The organism is Micromonospora sp. NPDC000316 (genome assembly GCF_042898885.1).
In the GTDB taxonomy this organism is placed as follows: domain Bacteria; phylum Actinomycetota; class Actinomycetes; order Mycobacteriales; family Micromonosporaceae; genus Micromonospora.
Window position 1 is genome coordinate 45188 of record NZ_JBIAZG010000006.1, and the last position, 22968, is coordinate 68155.

The 22968-nt window shown below is 70.8% G+C and carries 21 protein-coding genes and 1 tRNA gene; 12 read left to right on the forward strand and 10 right to left on the reverse strand.

All coding sequences use genetic code 11. The features are described 5' to 3' along the window. Nucleotides 1-4: 4 nt before the first annotated feature. Together lysA and argS are read right to left on the reverse strand one after the other, a co-directional pair. Nucleotides 5-1390 (reverse strand): diaminopimelate decarboxylase, encoded by a 1386-nt coding sequence (gene lysA, locus ACFY2Q_RS15050; protein WP_387130458.1) that lies wholly within the window; start codon nucleotides 1388-1390, stop codon nucleotides 5-7. A 1-nt stretch (nucleotide 1391) separates the two neighbouring features. Continuing rightward, nucleotides 1392-3065, reverse strand: coding sequence for an arginine--tRNA ligase (argS, locus tag ACFY2Q_RS15055; RefSeq protein ID WP_387130460.1), 1674 nt, complete (start codon nucleotides 3063-3065; stop codon nucleotides 1392-1394). A 98-nt stretch (nucleotides 3066-3163) separates the two neighbouring features. On the opposite strand from argS, the gene ACFY2Q_RS15060 reads away from it, so the two are divergent. The 4 genes from ACFY2Q_RS15060 (at nucleotide 3164) to ACFY2Q_RS15075 (ending at nucleotide 5929) form a co-directional block, all read left to right on the forward strand. Beyond that, entirely contained in the window at nucleotides 3164-3976 is an 813-nt protein-coding gene (locus tag ACFY2Q_RS15060; RefSeq protein ID WP_387130462.1) for a DUF3105 domain-containing protein, read from the forward strand. Between the two features lie 9 nt (nucleotides 3977-3985). Further along, nucleotides 3986-4654 carry a DUF305 domain-containing protein gene (locus ACFY2Q_RS15065; protein ID WP_387130464.1) on the forward strand — a complete coding sequence of 223 codons (669 nt, stop codon included), beginning with the start codon at nucleotides 3986-3988 and terminating at the stop codon, nucleotides 4652-4654. 415 nt (nucleotides 4655-5069) lie between these two features. Next, on the forward strand, nucleotides 5070-5765 hold the full coding sequence (locus tag ACFY2Q_RS15070; RefSeq protein ID WP_387130467.1) for a winged helix-turn-helix domain-containing protein: 696 nt from the start codon (nucleotides 5070-5072) through the stop codon (nucleotides 5763-5765). A 92-nt stretch (nucleotides 5766-5857) separates the two neighbouring features. After that, nucleotides 5858-5929 (forward strand) — tRNA-Arg (locus ACFY2Q_RS15075). Between the two features lie 153 nt (nucleotides 5930-6082). On the opposite strand, the gene ACFY2Q_RS15080 is transcribed toward ACFY2Q_RS15075, so the two are convergent. After that, on the reverse strand, nucleotides 6083-8215 hold the full coding sequence (locus ACFY2Q_RS15080) for an ABC transporter permease (protein ID WP_387130469.1): 2133 nt from the start codon (nucleotides 8213-8215) through the stop codon (nucleotides 6083-6085). Nucleotides 8216-8339: 124 nt separating this feature from the next. Here ACFY2Q_RS15080 and ACFY2Q_RS15085 point away from each other — a divergent pair, with 124 nt between their 5' ends. Then, nucleotides 8340-8966 carry a TetR/AcrR family transcriptional regulator gene (locus ACFY2Q_RS15085; RefSeq protein WP_387130471.1) on the forward strand — a complete coding sequence of 209 codons (627 nt, stop codon included), beginning with the start codon at nucleotides 8340-8342 and terminating at the stop codon, nucleotides 8964-8966. Between the two features lie 64 nt (nucleotides 8967-9030). Next, nucleotides 9031-9735 carry a helix-turn-helix domain-containing protein gene (locus ACFY2Q_RS15090; protein WP_387130473.1) on the forward strand — a complete coding sequence of 235 codons (705 nt, stop codon included), beginning with the start codon at nucleotides 9031-9033 and terminating at the stop codon, nucleotides 9733-9735. Here ACFY2Q_RS15090 and ACFY2Q_RS15095 read toward each other — a convergent pair. From ACFY2Q_RS15095 to ACFY2Q_RS15115, 5 genes are all read right to left on the reverse strand, one after another. Next, nucleotides 9717-10295 carry a dihydrofolate reductase family protein gene (locus ACFY2Q_RS15095; protein ID WP_387130475.1) on the reverse strand — a complete coding sequence of 193 codons (579 nt, stop codon included), beginning with the start codon at nucleotides 10293-10295 and terminating at the stop codon, nucleotides 9717-9719. The genes ACFY2Q_RS15090 and ACFY2Q_RS15095 overlap by 19 nt on opposite strands. 114 nt (nucleotides 10296-10409) lie before the next feature. Next, nucleotides 10410-12770 (reverse strand): ATP-binding cassette domain-containing protein, encoded by a 2361-nt coding sequence (locus ACFY2Q_RS15100; RefSeq protein ID WP_387130477.1) that lies wholly within the window; start codon nucleotides 12768-12770, stop codon nucleotides 10410-10412. Nucleotides 12771-12861: 91 nt separating this feature from the next. Further along, on the reverse strand, nucleotides 12862-13308 hold the full coding sequence (locus tag ACFY2Q_RS15105) for a helix-turn-helix transcriptional regulator (protein ID WP_387130479.1): 447 nt from the start codon (nucleotides 13306-13308) through the stop codon (nucleotides 12862-12864). Nucleotides 13309-13399: 91 nt separating this feature from the next. Beyond that, nucleotides 13400-14359 carry a DNA polymerase domain-containing protein gene (locus ACFY2Q_RS15110; protein WP_387130481.1) on the reverse strand — a complete coding sequence of 320 codons (960 nt, stop codon included), beginning with the start codon at nucleotides 14357-14359 and terminating at the stop codon, nucleotides 13400-13402. Then, nucleotides 14356-15819 (reverse strand): MFS transporter, encoded by a 1464-nt coding sequence (locus ACFY2Q_RS15115; RefSeq protein WP_387130483.1) that lies wholly within the window; start codon nucleotides 15817-15819, stop codon nucleotides 14356-14358. The genes ACFY2Q_RS15110 and ACFY2Q_RS15115 overlap by 4 nt, the downstream gene beginning before the upstream one ends. Nucleotides 15820-15894: 75 nt before the next feature. On the opposite strand from ACFY2Q_RS15115, the gene ACFY2Q_RS15120 reads away from it, so the two are divergent. From ACFY2Q_RS15120 to ACFY2Q_RS15130, 3 genes are all read left to right on the forward strand, one after another. Then, a complete protein-coding gene (locus tag ACFY2Q_RS15120) occupies nucleotides 15895-16329 on the forward strand; it encodes a winged helix-turn-helix transcriptional regulator (RefSeq protein ID WP_387130485.1) in 435 nt (144 codons plus the stop codon). A 100-nt stretch (nucleotides 16330-16429) separates the two neighbouring features. Next, nucleotides 16430-17017, forward strand: coding sequence for a TetR/AcrR family transcriptional regulator (locus tag ACFY2Q_RS15125; RefSeq protein WP_387130487.1), 588 nt, complete (start codon nucleotides 16430-16432; stop codon nucleotides 17015-17017). Then, nucleotides 17017-19224 carry an MMPL family transporter gene (locus tag ACFY2Q_RS15130; protein WP_387130489.1) on the forward strand — a complete coding sequence of 736 codons (2208 nt, stop codon included), beginning with the start codon at nucleotides 17017-17019 and terminating at the stop codon, nucleotides 19222-19224. The genes ACFY2Q_RS15125 and ACFY2Q_RS15130 overlap by 1 nt, the downstream gene beginning before the upstream one ends. A gap of 79 nt (nucleotides 19225-19303) precedes the next feature. Here ACFY2Q_RS15130 and ACFY2Q_RS15135 read toward each other — a convergent pair whose 3' ends face one another. Continuing rightward, a complete protein-coding gene (locus ACFY2Q_RS15135) occupies nucleotides 19304-20557 on the reverse strand; it encodes an erythromycin esterase family protein (protein ID WP_387130491.1) in 1254 nt (417 codons plus the stop codon). A gap of 101 nt (nucleotides 20558-20658) precedes the next feature. Here ACFY2Q_RS15135 and ACFY2Q_RS15140 point away from each other — a divergent pair, with 101 nt between their 5' ends. Further along, the gene (locus ACFY2Q_RS15140) at nucleotides 20659-20850 is read left to right on the forward strand and encodes a DUF2795 domain-containing protein (RefSeq protein ID WP_387130492.1); all 192 of its coding nucleotides are present in this window, start codon (nucleotides 20659-20661) and stop codon (nucleotides 20848-20850) included. A gap of 127 nt (nucleotides 20851-20977) precedes the next feature. Here ACFY2Q_RS15140 and ACFY2Q_RS15145 read toward each other — a convergent pair whose 3' ends face one another. Then, nucleotides 20978-21880, reverse strand: coding sequence for a Gfo/Idh/MocA family protein (locus tag ACFY2Q_RS15145; protein ID WP_387130925.1), 903 nt, complete (start codon nucleotides 21878-21880; stop codon nucleotides 20978-20980). Between the two features lie 243 nt (nucleotides 21881-22123). On the opposite strand from ACFY2Q_RS15145, the gene ACFY2Q_RS15150 reads away from it, so the two are divergent. Next, nucleotides 22124-22519 (forward strand): hypothetical protein, encoded by a 396-nt coding sequence (locus ACFY2Q_RS15150; protein ID WP_387130494.1) that lies wholly within the window; start codon nucleotides 22124-22126, stop codon nucleotides 22517-22519. After that, on the forward strand, nucleotides 22512-22928 hold the full coding sequence (locus tag ACFY2Q_RS15155; protein WP_387130495.1) for a hypothetical protein: 417 nt from the start codon (nucleotides 22512-22514) through the stop codon (nucleotides 22926-22928). The genes ACFY2Q_RS15150 and ACFY2Q_RS15155 overlap by 8 nt, the downstream gene beginning before the upstream one ends. The last annotated feature ends 40 nt before the right edge of the window (nucleotides 22929-22968 follow it).

Genomic DNA, 22968 nt, shown 5'->3' on the forward strand with positions numbered 1-22968 from the left:
GACGTCATCCAACATCCAATGCGAGCAGGTCCTCTTCCGTTTCCCGCCGGACGATCAGACGCGCCTGGCCGTCCCGCACCGCGACGACCGCTGGCCGAGGCACGTGGTTGTAGTTGCTGGCCATGCTCCGGCAGTAGGCACCGGTGCCGGGCACTGCTACAAGATCTCCGGGCTGCACGTCGGCGGGCAGGAATTCATCCTTCACCACGATGTCCCCGGACTCACAATGCTTTCCCACCACGCGGGCGAGCAGGGGCTCCGCGGTCGATGCCCGGGAGGCCAACGTCGCCGAGTAGGACGCGTCGTAGAGCGCCGTGCGGATGTTGTCGCTCATCCCACCGTCGACGCTGACGTACGTCCGGAGGCCGTTGAGGTCCTTGACCGTGCCGACCTCGTAGAGGGTGAACACGGCCGGCCCGACGATGGCCCGGCCGGGCTCGATCGACAGCCGGGGCACGGCCAGGTTCTCCGCCGTGCACTCCGAGTCGACGATCTTGCGCAGCCGCTTGGCCAGGTCCTGCGGAGAGGCCGGGTCGTCCTGGGTGGTGTACGCGATACCGAAGCCACCCCCCAGGTCCAGCTCGGGCAGCTCCACCCCGCGCGCGTCGCGGATCTGCCCCTGGAGGGCGAGCACCCGGCGGGCGGACACCTCGAAGCCGCTCGCGTCGAAGATCTGCGAGCCGATGTGCGAGTGCAGCCCACGCAGCTCCAGCACGCCCTCGTCGAGGATCTTGAACGCGGCCTCGGCGGCGGCGCCGCCGGCCAGCGAGAAGCCGAACTTCTGGTCCTCGTGCGCGGTGGCGATGAACTCGTGGGTGTGCGCCTCGACACCCACGGTGACCCGGACCAGCACCCGGGGCCGGACGCCCCGCTCACGGGCCAGCGCGGTGAGCCTGTCGATCTCGGTGAACGAGTCGAGGATGATCCGGCCCACACCCGCGTTCAGCGCCCGGCTCAGCTCGGCCACCGACTTGTTGTTGCCGTGGAAGCCGATCCGCTCCGGCGGCATCCCCGCCGACAGCGCTGTGGCCAGCTCGCCGCCGGTGCAGACGTCCAGGTGGAGACCCTCCTCAGCGATCATCCGGACTACCGCTCGGCAGAGGAACGCCTTGCCGGCGTAGTAGATGTCCTCGTTCGGGAAGGCCGCCCGGAAGTCCCGGCAGCGCGAACGCAGGTCGGCCTCGTCGAGGACGTACACCGGGGTGCCGAACTCGGCAGCGATGTCGCGGACGCTCAGGCCCGCGACGGCGACCGCGCCGTCGGCGGCGCGCGTCACGCTGCGCGGCCACAGCGCCGGGACCAGGGCGTTGACGTCCTCCGGGGTACGCAGCCACGCCGGCTCCCGGCTGCCGATGTCGCCGTGCATCGCACCGGCCTCGTGAGCCCTCATGTCACATCCTCTCGGGCGCGGAGACGCCGAGCAGGTGCAGGCCGTTGGCGATCACGGTGCGGGTGGCGTCGTTGAGCCAGAGCCGGGCCCGCTTGGCGTCGGAGATCGGCTCTTCGCCGCGCGGGAGGATCCGGCAGGACGGCTCGTCGTAGAACCTGTGGTACGCCTGAGCAACGCGCTCTTCGAGGTAGCGGGCGATCCGGTGCGGCTCGCGCAGCTCGGCGGCGGAGGCGACCACGGCGGGGAACTCGGCGAGCGCCTTGAGCAGCTCGTTCTCCTTCTCGTGGCCGAGCAGGTCGGGGCGGAACGCGTCGGCCTCGCCCCGGGTCAGGCCGACCTCGGCGGCGTGCCGGGCCACGCTTGCCGTCCGAGCCGCCACGTACTGCACGTAGTAGACCGGGTTGTCGCGGCTCGCCCGCGTCCACAGCTCGATGTCGATGTCGATGGGCGAGTCGCTGGAGTAGCGGGCCAGGGCGTACCGGGAGGCGTCCACGCCTATCGCGTCGACAAGGTCCTCAAGCGTGATGACCGTGCCGGCCCGCTTGCTCATCCGCAACGGGGCGCCGTCGCGCAGCAGGTTGACAAGCTGCCCGATGAGGATCTCCAGGTTGCGGTCCGGGTCGTCACCGAAGCAGGCCGCCATCGCCTTCATCCGCCCGACGTAGCCGTGGTGGTCGGCGCCCAGCATGATCACGATCCGCTCGAAGCCGCGCTCCCGCTTGTCGAGGTAGTAGGCGCAGTCCGCGGCGAAGTACGTCCACTCGCCGTTGGACTTGCGCAGCACCCGGTCCTTGTCGTCACCGAAGTCGGTGGTCCGCAGCCAGGTGGCGCCCTCGGACTCGTAGACCCGACCCTGCTCGCGCAGCCGCACCAGGGCGAGATCCAGCTCACCCCTGTCGTGCAGGTCCTTCTCGTTGAAGTAGGTGTCGAACTCCACGCCGAAGTCGCGCAGCGACGAGCGGATCTCGTCGAACATCAGCGCGACACCCTCGACCCGGAACACCTCCTGGGCGGCGGCGTCGTCAAGGGTCAGCACGTCGGGCCGCCGGGCCTGCACCTCGGTCGCGATCTCGGCGATGTACGCCCCGCCGTAGCCGTCCTCCGGCGCGGGTTCGCCCTTCGCCGCGGCGAGCAGCGAGCGGGCGAACCTGTCGATCTGGGAGCCGGCGTCGTTGAAGTAGTACTCCGTGCCCACCTCGGCGCCGGTGGCCCGCAGCAGCCGGCTGAGCGCGTCACCGACGGCCGCCCAGCGGACCCCGCCGATGTGCACCGGCCCGGTCGGGTTGGCCGAGACGAACTCCAGATTGATCTTTTCGCCGGCGAGCCGGTCGCTGCGGCCGTACTCCGCGCCGGCCTCGACGATCAGCCGCGCGAGTTGGCCGGCGGCGGCGGCGTCGAGGCGGATGTTCAGGAAGCCCGGCCCGGCGATTTCCACCGACTTGACGCCGGACGCCCGACCCAACTGGTCGGCCAGTGCGGCAGCCAGTTCCCGTGGCGGGACGCCCACCTTCTTGCTCAACTGCAGAGCGAGCGTCGACGCGTAGTCGCCGTGCTCGGGGTTGCGCGGTCGCTCCACCACGGTGCGCTCCGGCAGCGCGGCGTGATCCAGGCCACGCTCGTCGAAGACGGCGTGAGCGGCGGTGAGGACGACCGAGGCGAGTTCTGCAGGAGTCACCACCCCATGTTATCGGGGGTAGACTCGGGCACTCGGCGGCAACCCTGCGCATCATCCGGCCCGCCACCTCCCCCGACCGACCGACCTGACGAGGCACGATGAGCATCAGCACCCCGGGCGGCCCTGAGCGCCGCCCGACCGTGGTCAGCACCGGCAAGAAGCCGGCTGCGGGCCGGCCTGCGTCCGGCACCAAGGCCGGCTCCGGCAAGCCGACCGGCAAGCCAGCCGGCGGCCCACGGGCAGGCGGCAAAGGCCCCCGCAAGCCGGTCACGCCGGTCAAGGTGAGCCAGGGCCGGGCCTGGGGCCCGATCGCGCTCTTCGTCGCCGTGGGCGTGCTCGCGGCCGGCATCATCGGGTACGGCGCCTGGGCGTCGTTCCAGGGCGCCAAGCCGTGGGACAAGCGCGCGAACGCCATCGAGGGCATCGCCAACATCCGCAAGTCCGACCCGGACAGCCTGAAGTACGAGTCGCACAAGTCGGGCCCGCTGACCTGGAAGATTTCGCCGCCGGTGGGCGGGGAGCACAACGCCGCCTGGCAGAACTGCATGGGTGACGTCTACGACGCCCCGATCGCCAGCGAGCACGCGGTGCACAGCCTGGAGCACGGCGCGGTGTGGATCACCTACCAGCCGAACCTGCCGCAGGACCAGGTCGACAAGCTCGCCGGCAAGGTTCGCGGCGTCGAGAAGATGATGATGAGCCCGTTCGAGGGTCTGGACAAGCCGATCTCGCTCCAGGCGTGGGGCTACCAGCTCAAGGTCGACAACGCCGACGACTCGCGGATCGACGAGTTCATCAAGTCCCTGCGGGTGAACGCCTCCATCGAGGGTCCGACCGCACTGTGCAACCAGGGCGTGACGGCCACCGGCACCACGCCGCGTGACCTCCAGGCCCAGATGCCCACCCAGTAAGGACGGCGAATGACTGCGCCCACCACCACCGACAGCGAGCACGACGCGGCACCGGCCGACCCCGACGAGGGCGGCCGGGGGTCGGCGCGTCGCTACGGCGTCCCCGCGCTCGCCATCATGCTCGTGGTGGGCCTGCTGCTCGGGTACGCCGGTGGGCTGCTCACCCCGCAGCTCACCCGACCCGGCGACGCCTCGGTCGAGGCGGGCTTCGCACGGGACATGACGACGCACCACACCCAGGCCGTGGAGATGAGCCTCACCGCCTACCGGTCGGCGACGCTGCCTGCCGTCCGCCAGATGGCAGTGGACATCGCCACCGGGCAGCAGGGCGAGATCGGCGCCATGCAGACCTGGCTGCGGGAGTGGGGCCTCAGCCCGACCGGGACGGAACGGCCGATGGCCTGGATGTCCGACGGGGCTGCCGTCAGGGACGGGCTGATGCCGGGGATGGCCACCCCGCAGCAGATGGCCGCGCTGCGCGACGCCCAGGGCATCGAGGTCGACAGGCAGTTCCTGACCCTGATGATCAATCATCACCTGGGCGGGATCCACATGATCGACGCGGTGCTCGGCGAGACCGACAACGACGAGGTGGTGCGGGTGGCGCAGACCATGAAGTCCACCCAGCAGACCGAGCTGAACAACCTCCGGCAGCTCCAGGCGCAGGCCAAGGGCTGACCCGCCGCACGGACACATCGGGCCCGCGCCCCGCCGCACGTCGGCGGTAGGCGCGGGCCCGCGCCTGTCCGGCGTAGGTGCGGTGCGAGCCGGGCCGAGCCAGGCCGGGCCGGGCCGGGGCCGGGGCCGGGCCGGGCCGAGGCCGGGGCCGGGCCGGGCCGAGGCGCCTAGCTTGATCCACTCCATGTCGCCGACATGGGGGTGTCCCTGCGAGCGGATGCCCCCATATCGGCGACATGGAGTGGATCAAAAGCCGACCGCTGCGCCCGCCGCATGATCGACCCGACCGACATGCAGGCCTTTGTCCGGCCGCGCCCGGTATAACCGTTTAGAGCGGTCCAACCTATTACGTTGCTTAGAGAGTTTTCTCCCCACATATCGTGACCAGTTGCGATTCGGGCTCGTTGCCCAAGACGTGGGGGTTGCACTCAGAGACGCACGGCGTTCGGTCACCAGTTGGTGCCGACGCCACACCATCGGCGGTGACGGGGCGGTGGCAGCCGTCCGTCGCGGACAGCGGCAGGGCGAGCCGGGAATGCTCAGCCGCGAACAGGAACTCGAACTGATCGACGCGCTGCGGGGCGTCCACCCCGACGAGTTCGGCCTGGATGAGGAGCTGTGGACGCGGCAGAGCCTCACCACGCTCATCCAGAGCCGGTTCGACCTGCCGCTGGAGGCGGGCGCCGTCGGGGCGTACCTGCGGGCCTGGGGGTTGGGTCCACGGGAACCGCGCGAGCGCGCCTGCGGGCTCTGCGTCAGCGCGGTCGAGCGTTGGGTACGCACCGAGTACCCGGCGATCACCCGGGCCGCCCAGGAACACCTGGCGGAGGTCTACTGGATCGGCCGGGTGCGGCTGCGCGGCACCATGCCGGCCGCCGACGTGATCTCCGCGGTCTCGTCCCGGGGCCGGGTGCGGTTCATGATCACCACTCCGACGGTCGACCCGCCGCTTCCCCGCGACTTCGTGCTGCGGCTCAGCGGCGAGGAGCAGCGCACCGTGCACCTGATCGTCGACGGCTCCTGGCCGCGCAACGAGTGGCCGCGCCGACTGCCCCGGCGGATCGTCCTGCACCCGCTGCCCAGCTGCGGGCGGGCGATCGCGGCGGCCTGAACGCCGGGTGAGCCGGTCGTCGACACGATCGGCTCACCCGATACCGATTCGGCGTTCACGGAGCGGGTTTGCTAGTCTTCTCCAGTCGCTGAGCCCCCGTAGCTCAGGGGATAGAGCACCGCCCTCCGGAGGCGGGGGCGCAGGTTCGAATCCTGCCGGGGGCACACTTGCTAAGAAGTTCGAGAGCAGAACAAGGCCTCTGACCAGGGAAACCGGTCAGGGGCCTTGGTGCATGTATGAGGCACTCGGGTGGACCGAACGGATCGATCCGTTCGGTCCACCGCCGACCCATGCGGGGTCGGCGGTGGACCTCGGGTTCAGTGCGCGTCGGCCGGCACCAGCTTCACCGGCGCCTCCGGCACTGGGCCGGCGTCCTCGGCGTCGGTATCCGAGCGGCGGTTGAGCCACTTGTCGATCAGCAGGTTGAGGACCAGCCCGACGGCACCCCAGATGGCGATGACCAGCAGATTCTGCCCGACGCCGACACCGTCGAAGTAGCGCAGCGAGCGGGCGATGTCGACCGCCGCCGGCAGCGGCAGCACGTCCTGGAGGGGTCGGAACACTTCGGGGACGAGGTACACCGACATGCCGCCGCCGGAGGCGGGCAGGCCGGCCATCATCAGCACCACCATCATCGGGATGATGCCGGCCAGGCCGATGGTGCGGGTGAGGACTCCGGTGGCCAGGGAGACCGAGAAGATGGTCAGGGCACCGTAGCCGATCATCTCCAGGGCGTTGCCGCTGATGGCGCCGATGAGCACGTCGAAGAGGAACCACAGCCAGACGGACATGCCGACCGCCCAGCCTCCCAGCAGCGGCAGGAACTGTGGCAGGCGGCGCAGGTGTGGTGCGCCCCCGCGCAGGACGGCCAGGAACAGGAAGCCGGCCATGATCCATGACATGCCGACGTACATGCTGTTGCTGCCGCCGGTGTCGGTGTCACTCAGGGGCTGCACGTCAGTCATCGTGAGCGGCAGCTCCTGGGCCGCAGCGATCGGCTGGAAGATCGCGCGGATCGTTGACTGCTGGCTCGGGTTGGCCGCGGAGGCCGAGTAGAGCGCCGCCGGGGCATCGGGTGCCGACGGCAGGACGAAGGCGGCGACCACGTCGCGGGCACGGATCTGCTCGGTGGCCTCCTCGGTGGTGTTCGCGACTGTGACGTCGAGGATGCCGTCGAGCTGGGTGTTGAGGCCGTCGGCGGTCTGCTGGGCCACCTCGGGCGTCGCGGCGACCACGACGACAGGGATGTCGTGCGGCTGCGGCTTGTGCATGGAGAAGCCCATCGCGCCCACGACGACAACGAGGATGGACAGCGGGAAGGCGGCCGCGGCGACGTACCGGAATCGCTTGGAGCGCGGCGGCCCGCCGGCGAGGGCGGGCGCCTTCGCCTCGGGGTCGGGGATCGGCGGAACGCCGGGGAGGACGTCCCCGGTCGCGCTGCGCTCCTTGAGCAGGCAGAGCGCGAGCGCAGCGATGATCCACACGGCCAGGACGATCAGGTGGCCGCCCAGACCGGCGCCGTCGAAATAGAGGATCGAGCGCAGCGCCTCACCGGCCGCCGGGAGCGGGAGCACGCCGTGCAGGAACTGGAAGAACCCGGGCATGTTGTGGACGGACAGCGCCAGGTTGGACGCGGGCATACCGAACACGACCCAGAGCAGCATGCCGGGGAGCACCGCGAGGGGCCCCATCACCTTGGAGAACAGCAGCTGGGCCATGCCGACGGCTCCGGTGGCGAGCATGCCGACGCCGAGGAAGGTGAGGTAGTGGCCCTCGACGGCACCCACGATCGGGCCGAGGATGAGCCAGATGATCGAGCTGGTGAAGGCGGACCAGCCGGCCAGCACGGGCAGGAACCGCCGCAGCCGCAGCAGGTGGGGGGTGCCCATCACCATCATGCTCAGCGGCACGTAGCCGGCCAGCATCATGCCCATGGCGGCGAACAGGACCACGATGCCGGCCCGGTCACCGTCGGGCAGCGGTGCCACGTCCTCGGTGGTGGCCTGCCAGCTGTTCTCGACGGCCACGGGGGCGAGCAACTGCTGGACGGTGGCGCCCTGCGCGGCGCCGGCCGCCGAGGCGGTGAGGATCGTCGCGCTGGTGCTGCCCTCGGAGGGCAAAATGAGCGCGCCGGCGGCTCTCTGGTCGTGCAGCAGGTCGAGAGCGTCGTCGCGGGTGGGCACCAGCGTGGCCTCGGTGCTGCCACCCGGAGCGGCGTTGAGGCCGTCGACGATCGCCTGCGCGGTGGCGCCGCTGCCGACGACCGCCACCGGCATGTCCCGGGGGTGCGGTGAGTGCATGGTCGACATGTAGGTCGCGAACATCATCGTGACCATGAGGAACGGCATCACGAACAGGGCGACCATTCGGATGATGTGTTCCTTGCGATCCGGGCCGGGCGGGCGACCGTCGATCACGTCGGCAGCCTCGAGAACGGCTTCGGTATCCATGCACTCTCCAGATCAGTTTGTAAGCCAGGTGACTTACGAACTGTAGGCGGCGCCTGTCGAAACCGGGAATCCGGCTAGGTTGACCTGAGTCACATCCGGGGCGAAGAGAGCGAAGGAGCCGGTCATGAGGCGGTCGGTGGCGGCAAGCACCGCCCTGCTCGACGCGGCCGAACGGCTCTTCGCCGAGTCGGGCGTCGCGGAGATCTCCGACCGGAGAGTGGCAGAGGCGGCCGGCAACACCAACCACTCGGCGGTGCGCTACTACTTCGGCGGACGCGAGGGCCTACTCAAGGCACTCATGGCCCGCCACGTGCACGACGTGGCGCAACAACGCGAGAAGATGCCCCCACCTGAGGACTCTGTCCTCGGCGACATACGCGGCCTCGTGGAGCCGAGCATGCGGGTCCTCGACCACCTGCCGCGACCGAGCTGGCGAGCCCGGTTCCTCGACAACGTGCTCCACAACCCCGCCACGCTGCCGCTCGTGCGGGAAACCCAGGACACCACGCCACAGGCGATGCAACTGCGCGCGTCACTCGCGGCACGGCTGCGACACCTCGACCCGGACATCGTCGCCGGCCGCGCGCGCCTGATCACCCGCATCGTCAGCACCGCAGCCGCCGAGGTCGAGGCACGCGCCGAACGCGACGGCGAAGACCCCCGATGGCCGCAGGTCGGCGACTTCCTCGTCGACGCCATCACCGGAATGCTCTCCGCCCCCATCAGCCGACCGGGCCGAGCCGAGAGCTGACCTCAGCCGCCGGTCGAAGATCCAGTCGCCGCGCGCCATGATCGCTGCGGCGTATTCTTCGCCCATGGGGCTGCGGTTCACGACACGTCGGTCGGACTCGCCGTGGGTCGACACGGTGTGGACGTGCGCGAGCGAGCAGACCACCTCCATGACGTCCGTGGCCGGGGCGCGGTGGGGCCTGGTGTTCTGGAAGCAGGCCGGCCGCGCGTACGCGAGCATCACCGGCCCGGAGACCCGCACGGGCACCGCGCCTGTCCCGCAGGGCGCGACGTTCACGGGCATCGAGTTCGCCGTGGGCACCTCGTTGCGGGCGGTGCCCGCACTTGTCGACGGCGGCATCGTGCTGCCCGACACCACACACCGGACGTTCCGGCTGGACGGTGCGCGCTGGGAGACGCCCGGCCCCGACGACGCCGAGGCCCTGGTCGACAGGCTCGTCCGCGCCGGGGCCGTGGTCCGGGACGTGCTTATCGTCGACGTGCTGCGTGGTCACCGGCCGGCCCTCTCGGACCGTACCGTCGAACGCCGGTTCCGCGCCGCCACCGGGTTGTCGCGGGGCGCGGTCCGGCAGATCGAGCGGGCCCGTACGGCGGCGGAGTTGCTGGCTGCCGGCGAGCCGACCCCGGACGTGGTCGCCAAGCTCGACTACTACGACGAGCCGCACCTGGCGCGGGCGCTCCGCGCGTACGTGGGACGGACCGTCGGGCAGTTACGCGAGGGCGTCGGCGGCGCTATCGCCCTCGACGTCGATCAGCGCCGGACGTCGTAGACCAGCTTCAGGATCCCGTTCGGGTAGCTCTCCGACTCGCGCAGCGTCAGCATGTGCTTGTCCCGGTCGGCCCGGCCGAAGAGGCTCTTGCCGGCGCCGAGCAGGACGGGGAAGACCAGCAGGTGGTACCTGTCGATCAGGCCAGCGTCGGACAGCCGCCGGGCCAACTCCGCGCTGCCGTGGATGAAGATCGCACCGCCCTCGCCCTCCTTGAGCGCCGCGACGTCCTCGGTCGAACGCAGGACCGTCGTCGGCCCCCACCCGTCCACCAGGGCATCGTCGGAGAGCGTGCTCGACACCACGTACTTGGGGAGGTCCTTGTAGGCGGCGTGGTCCTCCGAGCCGGGCCAGACCGGCGCGAACGCCTCGTAGCTGCGGCGGCCGAACATCAGCGCCGTCGTGTCGGCCAACTCCTCGCCCTTCAGCGACCAGGCTTCCGGGACGAACTCGAGATCCTTGAACACCCACCCGCCGCTGCGGTGCTCCTCCCCCGGCCCACCGCCCGGGGAATCCACCACACCATCGAGCGACATGAAACCGGTGTAGACCAGGTCACGCATCGTGCTTCTCCTCATACGTCAGGACGGCTGCCGGGGTCCACGCTAGGTGGCGCCGCGGCAGCCGTCTTGGACGAAAACGACACGGGCCTCTGCCCGCACGACGCACGCCGGCGCTCAGCCGCCGACGTACGTGGCGAGGTGTTCGCCGGTGAGCGTCGAGCGGGCGGCCACGAGGTCGGCCGGGGTGCCCTCGAAGACGATCCGGCCGCCGTCGTGGCCGGCCCCGGGGCCCAGGTCGATGATCCAGTCGGCGTGCGCCATGACCGCCTGGTGGTGCTCGACGACGATCACCGACTTGCCGGAGTCGACCAGCCGGTCCAACAGGCCGAGCAACTGCTCCACGTCGGCCAGGTGCAGGCCTGTGGTCGGCTCGTCGAGGACGTAGACGCCGCCCTTCTCGGCCATCCGCGTGGCCAGCTTGAGCCGCTGCCGCTCGCCGCCGGACAGCGTGGTGAGCGGCTGGCCGAGGCTGAGGTAACCGAGGCCGACGTCGGCGAGCCGGTCGAGGATGGCGTGCGCGGCCGGCGTGCGCGCCTCGCCCTCGGCGAAGAACCGCTCCGCGTCGGTCACCGACATGGCCAGCACCTCGCTGATGTTGCGGCCACCGAAGCGGTATTCCAGGACGGACGCCTGGAACCGCCTGCCCTCGCACTCCTCGCAGGTGGCCGCCACACCGGCCATCATTCCGAGGTCGGTGTAGATGACTCCGGCGCCGTTGCAGCCGGGGCACGCGCCCTCGGAGTTGGCGCTGAACAGCGCCGGCTTCACCCCGTTGGCCTTCGCGAACGCCTTGCGGATCGGCTCCAACAGCCCGGTGTACGTCGCCGGGTTGCTCCGCCGCGACCCGCGGATCGCGCTCTGGTCGACCGACACCACGCCCTCCCGGCCGGACACCGAGCCGTGGATCAGTGAACTCTTGCCCGACCCGGCCACACCGGTCACCACCACAAGCACACCCAACGGGATGTCGACGTCGACGTCGCGCAGGTTGTGGGTGCTCGCGCACCGGATCTCCAGCAGACCCGACGGCGTCCGGACGGACGGCTTCACGCCGGCCCGGTAGTCGAGGTGCCGCCCGGTAAGGGTGTCGCTGGCCCGCAGCCCGGCCACGGTGCCCTCGAACACCACCTCGCCACCGGCCGTACCGGCGCCGGGGCCGAGGTCGACCACGTGATCGGCGATGGCGATGGCCTCCGGCTTGTGCTCGACGACAAGCACCGTGTTGCCCTTGTCGCGCAGCCGCAGCAGCAGGTTGTTCATCCGCGCGATGTCGTGCGGGTGCAGACCGATGGTCGGCTCGTCGAAGACGTAGGTGACGTCGGTGAGCGACGAACCGAGGTGGCGGATCATCTTGGTGCGCTGCGCCTCGCCGCCGGAGAGGGTGCCCGACGGCCGGTCCAGGGACAGGTAGCCCAGCCCGATCTCCTCGAACGAGTCGAGGAGGTGTTGCAGCCCGGCGAGCAGTGGGGCGACCGAGGAGTCGTCGATGCCCCGGACCCAGCCGGCCAGGTCGCTGATCTGCATGGCGCAGACCTCGGCGATGTTCCTACCGTTGATCTTCGAGGACCGGGCCTCCGCACTGAGCCGGGTGCCGCCGCACTCGGGGCAGGTCGTGAACGTCACGGCCCGCTCCACGAAGGCGCGGATGTGCGGTTGCAGCGCGTCGACGTCCTTGGAGAGGAACGACTTCTGGATCTGCGGGATCAGGCCGACGTACGTCAGGTTGATGCCCTCGATCTTGATCTTGGTTGGCTCCCTGTGGAGCAGATCCTGCAACTCCTTCTTGTTGAACTTGCCGATCGGCTTGTCCGGGTCGAAGTAGCCGCAACCACGGAAGATGCGGCCGTACCAGCCCTCCATGCTGTAGCCGGGGATGGTGATGGCGCCCTCGTTGAGCGACTTGCTGTCGTCGTAGAGCGCGGACAGGTCGAAGTCCGTGACGGAACCCATGCCCTCGCAGCGCGGACACATGCCACCGAGCCGGTTGAATGTCGCCTTCTCGGTCTTGGTCTTGCCGGCGCCACGCTCGACAGTGATCGCGCCGCTCGCCCGGACCGAAGGGACGTTGAAGGAGAACGCGTTGGGCGAGCCGATGTGCGGCTGCCCGAGCCGGCTGAAGAGGATACGCAGCATCGCGTTGGCGTCCGTGGCGGTGCCGACAGTCGATCGGGCGTTGGCGCCCATCCGCTCCTGGTCGACGATGATCGCCGTGGTCAGCCCGTCCAGCACGTCGACCTCGGGCCGGGCCAGCGTCGGCATGAACCCCTGCACGAAGGCGCTGTACGTCTCGTTGATCATGCGCTGCGACTCGGCGGCGATGGTGCCGAACACGAGCGAACTCTTGCCCGACCCGGAGACGCCTGTGAACACCGTCAGACGGCGCTTCGGCAGCTCGACCGTGACGTCCTTGAGGTTGTTGACGCGCGCGCCCTGCACCCGGATCAGGTCGTGACTGTCGGCGGCATGCTTGCTCATGTCTCTCCATCTGTCGGGCAGGCTGACGCTGGGGCGGGACTGCGCTCGGCGGTGGCACCAGGGCTGCCCGCGCCACCTCGACCCGTGGCGGTCACGCTAGGCGCGGTGGCGTAACCTGCGCTTCTCGATTTCTGACCGGTCTGGTCACCTGTTTGGCAGTGCAGGACGGCATGCCCTCGGTCGCGTCCGCCGCATCCCGGCGGTAGATGCTTGGCGGCACACCGACAAGTTCGGTGAAGCGGGTGCTGAAGGTGCCGAGCGACGAGCAGCCGACAGCGAAACAGACATCGGTGACGCTGAGGTCGCCCTGCCGCAGCAGGGCCATCGCGCGCTCGATGCGGCGGGTCATGAGATAGCTGTACGGAGATTCGCCGTAGGCGAGCCGGAACTCCCGACTGAGATGCCCGGCCGACATGTGCGCGCCCCGGGCGAGGGCCTCGACGTCGAGCGGCTGGGCGTATTCACGGTCGATCCGGTCGCGCACGCGGCGCAGCCGCGCCAGATCGTCCAGGCGCGCTGCGGCAGGTCTGCTGCTCACCCGGAAAATCGTGCCACAGACCACCGACAAACCTCGATCACCGAGGCACGGCACGCGGCCAGGTCGGGGCGCGGCGCTTCGGGGCGTACCGTCAGGCGGTTTCGCGGCGGGCGCGGGCCCGGCGCTTGCCCTCGTGCATGGCCTGCACCCGGGCCACCGGGATGGTGCGGCCCTCGGCCACCAGGTCGGCGGGCAGCGGCTGCGGCGCCGGCATCAGCGCGGCCCACGGGTCGGTCTCGGCGACAAGCGGCGGCACGGTCCGGATGGTGAAGTCGGCAGGGGTCACCTCGGTCAGGTCGGCCCAGTCGACAGGGAAGGAGACCGGCATCCCGGGACGCAGCCGAGGGCTGTACGCGGCCACGACCGTCGCCCCGCCGGCCCGGGTGGCGTCCACGAAGACCTTGCCGCCCCGGTCCTCCTTGATGTACGCCGTGGTGGCGAGCGCCGGGTCCAGCCGCTCGGCGCGGACGGCGAGAGCGCGGGTGGCGGCGGCCAACTCCTCCGCCGTGGGCTCGCCGGCCACCGGGACGAAGACGTGCACGCCCTTGGCGCCGCTGGTCTTGACCGCCCCGGCCAGACCGGCGTCGGCGAGCGCCTGACGGACCAGCAGGGCCGCGCCGACCGCCGCGCGGAACCCATCGCCCTCGGGCGGGTCCAGGTCGAGCACCAGGTGGGTCGGGCGGCCCAGGTCGGCTGCGGTGGCCAAAGTCGGGTGATATTCGACGGCCCTCTGGTTGGCGAACCAGAGCAGGGTCCGCCTGTCGTCGCAGAGGGCGTACGAGATCTCCCGGTGCGAGGCCTCGGCCCAGACCGGCACCCGGCGCACCCAGTCCGGGGTGTACTTCGGCAGGTTCTTCTGCATGAACGGCGGCTGCCCCGGGCGCACCCGGATGACCGACAGCGGCCGGTCCCGCAGCTGCGCCAGGATCTGGTCCCGGACCGCGTCGAGGTAGTCGACCAGGTCCCGCTTGGTCGCGTCGGCGCGGTCGGACAGCGGCTGGTCCAGGTTGGTAAGGGCCACGCCGTCGCGGGTCTCGTCAGCCTCGGTCACCCGATCACCCTCCCGGCGGGGGAGCTGTCGGTCAACCGCTCCGGCGCGCGTCGTTTCCGGTTTTCCGCGCGGGGCAGGGTGGCCAACGCGACCGCCAGCGCGGTGACCACAAGGGCCGCGGCCACGGCGAACGCGACCCGGTAGCCGCCGGCCAGCGCGGCCACCTCGTCCCAGCCGGCGGCCCGCAGGCCGTCGGCGCGGGCGGCGGCCAGGGTGCTCAACGCGGCCAGGCCGACCGCGCCGCCGATCTGCTGCGTGGTGTTGGCGAGCCCGGACGCGAGCCCGGCGTCCGCGTCGGTCGCCCCGGCCATGGCCAGGGTGGTGACGGCCGGCAGGGTCAGACCGCCGGCAACCCCGAAGATCACCATCGCGGGGAGCACGTCGGTGAGGTAGCCGCCGTCGACGGTAAGCCGGGCGAGCAGCAGGAAGCCGACTGTCGCCAGGCCGAGCCCGGTCACCAGCACGCTCCGGGCGCCCCAGCGGGCGATCAGCCGGCCGGCCAGGCCGAGCGAGATCACGGCGATCACCACAGGGGTGGGCAGGAAGGCCCAGCCGGTGGCCGCCGCGTCCAGCCCGAGGACCAGTTGCAGTTCCACGGCGAGCAGGAACTGGAAGCCGAAGTACGCGGCGACCATGAGGAACTGCACGCTGTTCGCCGCGACCAGGCCCGGCACGCGCAGCACCCGGCCGGGCAGCAGCGGAGTCGGCGCCGTGCGTTGGCGGACGGCGAATCCGCCGAGCAGCAGCGTCGCGAGCGTCGCCGCGCCGAGGGTCCGAGGGCTGGTCCAGCCGTGCTCGCCGGTGCCCACGATGCCCAGCACCGCAGCCATCAGGCCGGAGGTGGCGAGCAGGGCCCCGGGTACGTCGAGGCCCGCCCGCAGGCCGATCCCGCGTTCGGCGGGGAGGGTGCGGACGGCGGCGACCAGGATGAGCACGCCGATCGGCAGGTTGACCAGGAAGATCGACCGCCAGCCGGCCAGTTCGGTCAGCAACCCGCCGGCCACCGTCCCGATCGACGCGCCGGCCGCGCCGGTGAAGGCGAAGACCGCGATGGCACGAGCCCGCTCGGCCGGCTCGGGATACAGCCGGACGATCATGCCGAGGCTTACCGCCATGGCCAGCGCACCGCCGGCACCCTGACCGAACCGCGCGGCGACGAGCAGGGCCGGCCCGGTGGCCACGGCACAGCCCAGCGAGGCCAGAGTGAACAGCGTGACGCCGGCCAGGAAGACGCGCCGCCGGCCCAGCAGGTCGCCCAGGCGGCCGGCGAGCAGCAGCAGCCCGCCAAACGCGACCAGGTAGGCGTTTACCACCCAGGCCAGGCCCGGGGCGGTGAAGCCCAGGTCGCGCTGGATCGCGGGCAGCGCGACAGCCACCACGCTGCCGTCCAGAATGATCATCATGCTTCCGGCGCAGAGCACGAGCAGCGCCGGCCAACGGGACGGGACGACCCGGTCCATGAAACTCCTCCTTGGTGCACGGTTTGTTACCGACGTCATCGTCTGTGACCATGAGTCCGAGCGGAAGGAGGCACTGTGATGTCCCAGAGGAACAGCGATGTGTCCGCGCTGGTCGCGGCGGAGCTGGCCTGCGCGGCCGAAGACGTGCCGTTCACCCCGGGGCAGGCCCGGGCGTGCACCGTCCGCGAGGTGCTGGACCGGGTCGGCGGCAAGTGGAGCATCAGCATCCTGGTGGCCGCCTCCAACGGGCCGGTGCGCTTCACCGAGTTGGAGCGGCACATCGAGGGGATCAGCCGCCGTATGCTCACGCTGACGCTGCGCAACCTCGAACGCGACGGCCTGCTGCACCGCCGGGTCTACCCGACCGTGCCACCCAAGGTCGAGTACACGGCCACGCCGATGGCGTTGGAGCTGTACGAGGCCCTGGTCGCGCTGACCAACTGGGCCGAGCGGCATCGCCGCGCCATCGCCGAGGCCCGGACCAGGTACGACAGGGAGCACGCCGGATAAACCCGGCCCGGGTGTGGGGAACACCACGAGTGTTATCTGACCGATCGGTCAGGGTCTGACCGATCGGTCAGGCATGCTGGTCTGCGGAGGTGGACCAGTCATGGTGAGAGCAGTGTCCGAGACGCACGGCGAGATCCTCGCCGCAGCGGCGCGGCAGTTCGCGGTGAGCGGCTACCGGGGCACCTCCCTGCAGGACATCGCCCGCGAGGTCGGCTGCTCCAAGGCCACAGTGCTCTACCACTTCGCCAACAAGGAAGCCCTCCTCGCCGAGCTGATGGCACCGGCCATCGCGGTGCTGCGGGACCTCGACGAGCAACTCGTTGGCCGCACCGGCGCCGACGGCCAGGAGGCCGCCGCAGTCGGCTTCGTCGACCTCGCCGTCCGGTTCCGGCGGGAGATCGCGCTCCTGCGCGGCGAATTCGCGGAGCTGCTCTGCCAGCCGGCCTTCGCCCACATCCAGCAGATCTCCGAACGCCTGCGCGACGCCCTGGCCGGGCACTCCGACCAGCCAGTCGCCCGGATCACCGCGCTCGTGCTGCTCGCCGGCATCCCCGAGGCGTGCGCCGAGTTCGCCGACGTAGGAGACGACGACCTGCGCGTCGCCCTGCTCACCCTCGCCCGACGGGCAATCGCCCCCGTCGATGCAACCCTGCCCCAACAATCCACGACCACGGACAAGGACTCCTGATGGCCACCCTGCTCTACCGGCTCGGCCGGGGCGCGCTGCGCCGGCGACGTCTCGTCGTCGCGCTCTGGCTCGTCGTACTCGTCGGTGCCGGTCTGGCCGCGGCGACCCTGCGCGGCCCGACAGCGAGCAACTTCACGATGCCCGGCACCGAGAGCCAGCGCGCCCTCGACCTGCTCGCCGAGCAGTTCCCGGCGGCCAGCGGCGCCACCGGCACCATCGCCGTCAAGGCACCGGCGGACGGCCAACTGGCCACCCCCGAGGGCCAGGCCGTGGTGCAGGAGCTGGTCCAGGAGGCCTCCGCGCTGCCCGGCGTGGTCGGCGCGGTCAACCCACTCCAGGTCGGCGCGGTCTCGCCCGACGGCCGGTACGCGCTGGTCCAGGTCCAGTTCGCGAACGGCTCCGACGGGGTGACCGACGAGCAGCGCACCGCGTACGGGGAGGTCGGTGCCGCCGTCAAGGCGAAGGGTTGGCAGGTCGCACCGGGCGGCGAGGTGCTTGGTGGTGAGCCGGAGGTCGGCTCCACCGAGGCGCTCGGCGTGCTGGTGGCCGCGATCGTTCTGGTCATCACGTTCGGCTCGCTTGTCGCCGCCGGGATGACCCTGCTCAACGCCCTGATCGGCGTGGGCGTCGGCATGGCCGGCCTGTTCGCGCTGAGCGGTGTCATCGAGCTGACCAGCACCGCGCCGATCCTCGCGCTGATGCTCGGTCTCGCGGTCGGCATCGACTACTCGCTGTTCATCACCTCCCGGCACCGGCAGAACCTGATCGACGGCCTCTCACCGGAGGAAGCGGTCGGCCGCGCCGTGGGCACCGCCGGCTCCGCAGTGGTCTTCGCGGGCGCCACAGTTGTCATCGCCCTGGCCGGGCTGGCCGTGGTGAACATCCCGTTCCTCACCGTCATGGGTCTCGCCGCAGCCGGCACCGTCACCGTCGCGGTGCTCGTCGCGATCACCCTCCAGCCCGCACTGCTCGGCTTCGCCGGCCGCCGGGTGCTCCCCCGCCGGCTGCGCGCCGGTGCTGCTGGGTCGGCCGATGGCCCGGACCGCGCCGAGCAGCCCGCGACCGCGCCGACCGAGGACCGATCCGCCTTCGGCTTCCGCTGGGCGCGGTTCGTGACCCGGTTCCGCGTACCGGTCATCCTGCTCAGCCTGCTCGGCCTGGGGCTGCTCGCGCTGCCCACGCCGGACATGCGCCTGGCCCTGCCGGACCCGTCGACGGCGGCCGTCGGCTCGCCCGCGCGGGTGTCCAGCGACCTGACCACCGAGGGCTTCGGGCCGGGCTTCACCGGCCGCCTCGCGGTGGTGGTCGCCGGTGACACGCCGCAGGCCACCTCTGCCGCCGTGCCGCAGGTCACCGCCCTCATCCAGGGCACCGAGAACGTCCTCGCGGTGACGCCGCCGCAGGTCAGCCCGGACGGTCGGACCGCGCTGCTCGGGGTGGTGCCCAAGACCGGCCCGACCGACGAGGCCACCGAAACCGTGGTGAACGACATCCGCGACTCGGTGGGCGGGATCCCCGACGCCGAGGTGCTGCTCACCGGTGTCACCGCCGTTGGCATCGACGTCTCCGAGAAACTCTCCGACGCGCTGCCGGTCTACCTGCTGCTGGTGGTCGGGCTCTCGATCCTGCTGCTGATGCTGGTGTTCCGCTCGCTGCTGGTGCCGATCAAGGCCGCGCTGGGCTTCCTGCTCACCGTCGCCGCCACGTTCGGCATCACTGTCGCGGTCTTCCAGCAGGGGCACCTCGCCAGCCTCGTGGGCCTGGACAGCCCCGCTCCGCTGATCAGCTTCCTGCCGATCCTGCTCATCGGCATCCTGTTCGGCCTCGCCATGGACTACGAGGTCTTCCTGGTGTCGCGGATGCGGGAGGACTACGTACACGGCGAGACCGCCGGGCAGGCCACGATCAGCGGCATGGGGCACGGTGCCCGGGTGGTCACCGCCGCCGCCCTGATCATGATCTCCGTGTTCGGTGGCTTCGTGTTCCTCGAGGATCCGGTGATCAAGTCGATGGGCTTCGCGCTCGCCATCGGTGTGGCCATCGACGCCTTCGTGGTCCGCATGACGATCGTCCCCGCCGTGATGTCGCTGCTCGGCGACCGGGCGTGGTGGCTGCCACGCTGGCTGTCCCGCGTCCTGCCCAACGTCGACATCGAGGGCGAGAAGCTGCGCACCGAACTGAATGACAGGGCCCCGTCCCAGGTCTGAGCCCGACCGGTCGATCATGGAGTTGTGGTGCTGGCGTTCGTCCGACGCACCACAACTCCATGATCGGCGCCAGCCCTGATCACACCCCGGCTGGGTACGTCTCCATCTCGCCAGGGACGGCGGGGACGGGCAGCGGGTGCAGGGCTGTCGTCTCGTCGCACCAGATGAACGCGTCGTAGCGTTCACCGAGTCGCGTCGGCACGTAGTTGCCCCAGGACTCGAAGGACGGGTCGTAGACCACCCCGATCGCCCGGTGGTCAGCGGTGTCGGTGACCCAGTCCGGCTGGTCGCCACCGAAGACGAGCACCGCCCGCTCCGGCATCAGCTCGTGCAACCGCCGCTCGACCGAACCCTCCCGCGCCGGCGGCACCACCATCGGCTCCGGCGGTGAACCCCACCGGGGAGCGGCGATCACAGTTCCTCGGTAGCTGCCGAACCCGACAAGCGTCACCGCGTCGTCGCCGTGCCGCTCCCGGGCCAACTGACCGATGTTGACCATCCCGTCCGCGGCCATGTCGGTGGCCCGCGCGTCACCGATGTGCGTGTTGTGCGCCCAGACGATCCCGCGGGCGTCCGGGCCGTACCGTTCCAGCAGCCGGTCCAGGGTGTCCTGCATGTGGGTGTCCCGGATGTTCCACGAATCCGGGCCGCCGGCCACCATCGCCCGGTAGTAGCGTTCCGCGCCGGCCACCACCTCGGCGTTCTGCCAGGCCGAGAAGCGGTCCGGGCCGCCGGAGAGCGCCTGCTCCCGGGTCCGCGCCAGCAGCCGGATCACTTCCTCCTCACACCGGGCGGAGACGAACCGGCTGGCCGCGCCGTAATCCTCGACCCGCTTGCCGTACGGCTCGAAGCACCGGTACGCGTCCTGCGCCGCCTCCAGCGAGGTCGGGTCCTCCTCCCCCAGGTAGTCGAAGATCGCCTGCATCGACTCCCAGAGGCTGTACACGTCGAGCCCGTGGAAGCCGGCCCGCTGGTGCTCCGGCCGCTCCAGGTTCCACGCCCGCAGCCAGCTGCAGAACCTCGCCACCTCGGCGTTCGCCCACATCCAGGTCGGCCACCGTTCGAACCGTTCCAGCGCGTTCTGTGGTTCCAACGCGCCGCCCGGCGCGGCGGTGACCGAGCGGTGCACCCGGTCGCAGTCCGGCCAGTCGCCCTCCACTGCCACGAAGGAGAAGCCGCCCTCCGCGATCAGCCGTCGGGTGAGCTGCTCGCGCAGCCGGTAGTAGTCGTAACTGCCGTGGGTGGACTCACCGATCATCACCACCCGGGCGTCTCGAACGCGCTCCAGCAACGGGTCGAAGTCGCTCGGCGCGCCGAGCCGCTGAACCAGCATGGCAGCGGCTACCCGACGACCGCTTCGACAAACCGTCGGCGCGCCGCCGGCAACACGCCGTCCATCCGTGTACGCCCACACCGAGCGGGTAGCCGGCCGGCATGGCCGTCACCGGGGTGCAGTTGCAGGATTACCTGGCCGGGCTCGACTACCCGGTTTCCCGCGAGGACCTGGTCCGCTGGGCACAGGAGAACGGGGCCAGCACAGCCCTGTTACAGACGTTGCGGGCGTTGCCGGTGGAGCAGTTCGAGTCACCGAACGAGCTGGCCGCCGCGCTAACGCCCCCCGCCTAAAGACCAAACCCTCCCCCACCCCGGTGATCATGAAGTTATTGTCACGACGCGCCGGGATCGAGGGCAATAACTTCATGATCACCGGGGGGAGCAGGGGCCCGGACCGGGCGGGTCGGGTGGGGTGCGGTTACGAGCGGACGGGGACTGTGCGGGAGGTTTCGCGGGCGGTTTCGGCGGCGGAGATGATGTTGACCACCTCGCGGCCGAAGCGGACGTCGCAGCGGTGGTCGCGGGTGCCGGCGCGTACCTGCTCGATGAGCTGGTCGATGGCCACGCCGAACGCCGTGGCGGCGTCGTACTCGCCCTGGGGAACGGTCTCGATGCCGTTCTCGCCGTAGAACACGAACTCCCGGGCCATCGCCTCGGTCGGGGCGTCCAGGGAGAGCGAGGCGCTGCTGGTGGCGCCGCCGTCGTGGGTGAGCAGCAGATGCACCATCCCGCTCGGCCCGTCCATGGCGGCGACCTGGGTCACGCGGCCGAGGACCGGCAGGAGGATCGAGAGCGCGTGCGGGGCGATGTCCCAGAGCGCGCCGTGCTCCCGGCGCCACAGCGACCCGCCGTACGGGCTGCCCTCCTGGAAGATCGACGCGAACGCGGTGGTCCGACCGTGCTGCCAGCCACCTGCGGCGGCGGTCGCGGCGAGGAACGCGGTGACGTTCGGCTGGAACCGTTGGGTGAAGAAGACGACCGAGGCGACCCCGGACGCCTCGGCTGCGGCGACCACCGCGTCGGCGTCGGCGACGGTGAGCGCCAGCGGCTTGTCCAGCAGCAGGTGGCGGCCGGCCGTGGCCGCCCGGACCGCGATGTCGGCCTGGATGTCCGGCGGCAGCGCGACGGCGACCGCCTCGCACTGCTCGATGAGGGCGTCGATGTCGTTGAACGTCGGCACCCCGTACATCTCGCCCAGGGAGGCGGCCCGCTCCGGGTTGCGCCCCCACACCCCGACGAGTTCCGCGTCCGGGTGTGCGTGCAACGCCTTCCCGTGCGTCTCGATCGCCCAGTGACCGGTGCCGAACAAGCCGAACCGCAGCACGTGTACCTCCGCTGTCTTCCCCCACCGCGGCGACGCCACGGCCCTGATCCACGCTAGTCGCCGCAGCGGGCGTGCCGGCGGCGGGTTGACCAACCGGAGTGCCGGGATGGTCGTGGTGGCCGCGCGACGACGAGCAGCGGACGACAACGAGCACCGCGACGACAGCGAGGCGGAATCGAGGGGGTACTACGACGGTTAGTAGGCTGTGCCGGTGACCGAGGCAACGACCGGGTGTGGCCGATGACCAGCGCGGCGGCGGCCAACTCGCCGGTGGATGGGATCCTCGCGACGGTATCTATCGTGCTGTCGCTGCTCGTCGCGGTGTGGGCGCTGGTCATGGCCGTACGTCACAGGCCACCGGACCGGGTGCAGTTCGCCGGCCTGGCCCTGCTGGAGTTGGCGTTGCTCGCGCTGGGTGTGGTCGCGCTTGTCGCGATCGGTGGCGGCGATCGACCCGGTGAGCCGGGCGCGTTCTTCGGTTACCTCGTCACACTTGTCTGCCTGCCGCCGCTGGCCTGGGTACTGGCCCGGATGGAGCCGACCCGGTGGGGTTCCGGGATCGTCTGCGCGGTCTGCCTGGTGACGCCGGTGGTGGTGGTCCGGTTGCAGCAGACCTGGGAGGTGCTCGGTGGTTGAGACACGACCGGCTCGGCGTACCACAAACAGCGGGCCGGGTCGCCTGCTGATCGCCGTCTACCTGATCTTCGCCATCGCGGCGACCAGCCGGGCCGGCCTGCAGATCGCCACCAAGTTCGACGAGGCGCCGGTGGCGTACCTGCTCTCCGCTGTGGCCGCGCTCATCTACATCGTGGCCGCTGTGGGGTTAGCCCGCGCCGGGCACGCCGGCCGCCGGGTGGCGCTGGTCTGCTGCTCAGTGGAGTTGGTCGGGGTCGTCGCGGTCGGTGTTCTGAGCCTGGTCGACAAGGAACTCTTCCCGGACGAGACCGTGTGGTCGCAGTTCGGCAGCGGATACGGCTATATCCCGCTGGTGCTGCCGGTGCTCGGCCTGTTCTGGCTCTGGCGGACCCGCCGCGACGTGGCCTGACCGCCCAAAACAAACCGCACCGCACCGCCGACCCGAGCGC

Coding starts and splice junctions, on each gene's coding strand:
- ACFY2Q_RS15130 (WP_387130489.1), top strand. CDS start 17,017: ATGGCCACCCTGCTCTACCGGCTCGGCCGGGGCGCGCTGCGCCGGCGA.
- ACFY2Q_RS15150 (WP_387130494.1), top strand. CDS start 22,124: ATGACCAGCGCGGCGGCGGCCAACTCGCCGGTGGATGGGATCCTCGCG.
- ACFY2Q_RS15060 (WP_387130462.1), top strand. CDS start 3,164: ATGAGCATCAGCACCCCGGGCGGCCCTGAGCGCCGCCCGACCGTGGTC.
- ACFY2Q_RS15125 (WP_387130487.1), top strand. CDS start 16,430: ATGGTGAGAGCAGTGTCCGAGACGCACGGCGAGATCCTCGCCGCAGCG.
- ACFY2Q_RS15095 (WP_387130475.1), bottom strand. CDS start 10,295: ATGCGTGACCTGGTCTACACCGGTTTCATGTCGCTCGATGGTGTGGTG.
- ACFY2Q_RS15115 (WP_387130483.1), bottom strand. CDS start 15,819: ATGGACCGGGTCGTCCCGTCCCGTTGGCCGGCGCTGCTCGTGCTCTGC.
- lysA (WP_387130458.1), bottom strand. CDS start 1,390: ATGAGGGCTCACGAGGCCGGTGCGATGCACGGCGACATCGGCAGCCGG.
- ACFY2Q_RS15080 (WP_387130469.1), bottom strand. CDS start 8,215: ATGGATACCGAAGCCGTTCTCGAGGCTGCCGACGTGATCGACGGTCGC.
- ACFY2Q_RS15100 (WP_387130477.1), bottom strand. CDS start 12,770: ATGAGCAAGCATGCCGCCGACAGTCACGACCTGATCCGGGTGCAGGGC.
- ACFY2Q_RS15065 (WP_387130464.1), top strand. CDS start 3,986: ATGACTGCGCCCACCACCACCGACAGCGAGCACGACGCGGCACCGGCC.
- ACFY2Q_RS15090 (WP_387130473.1), top strand. CDS start 9,031: ATGGGGCTGCGGTTCACGACACGTCGGTCGGACTCGCCGTGGGTCGAC.
- ACFY2Q_RS15085 (WP_387130471.1), top strand. CDS start 8,340: ATGAGGCGGTCGGTGGCGGCAAGCACCGCCCTGCTCGACGCGGCCGAA.
- ACFY2Q_RS15135 (WP_387130491.1), bottom strand. CDS start 20,557: ATGCTGGTTCAGCGGCTCGGCGCGCCGAGCGACTTCGACCCGTTGCTG.
- ACFY2Q_RS15140 (WP_387130492.1), top strand. CDS start 20,659: ATGGCCGTCACCGGGGTGCAGTTGCAGGATTACCTGGCCGGGCTCGAC.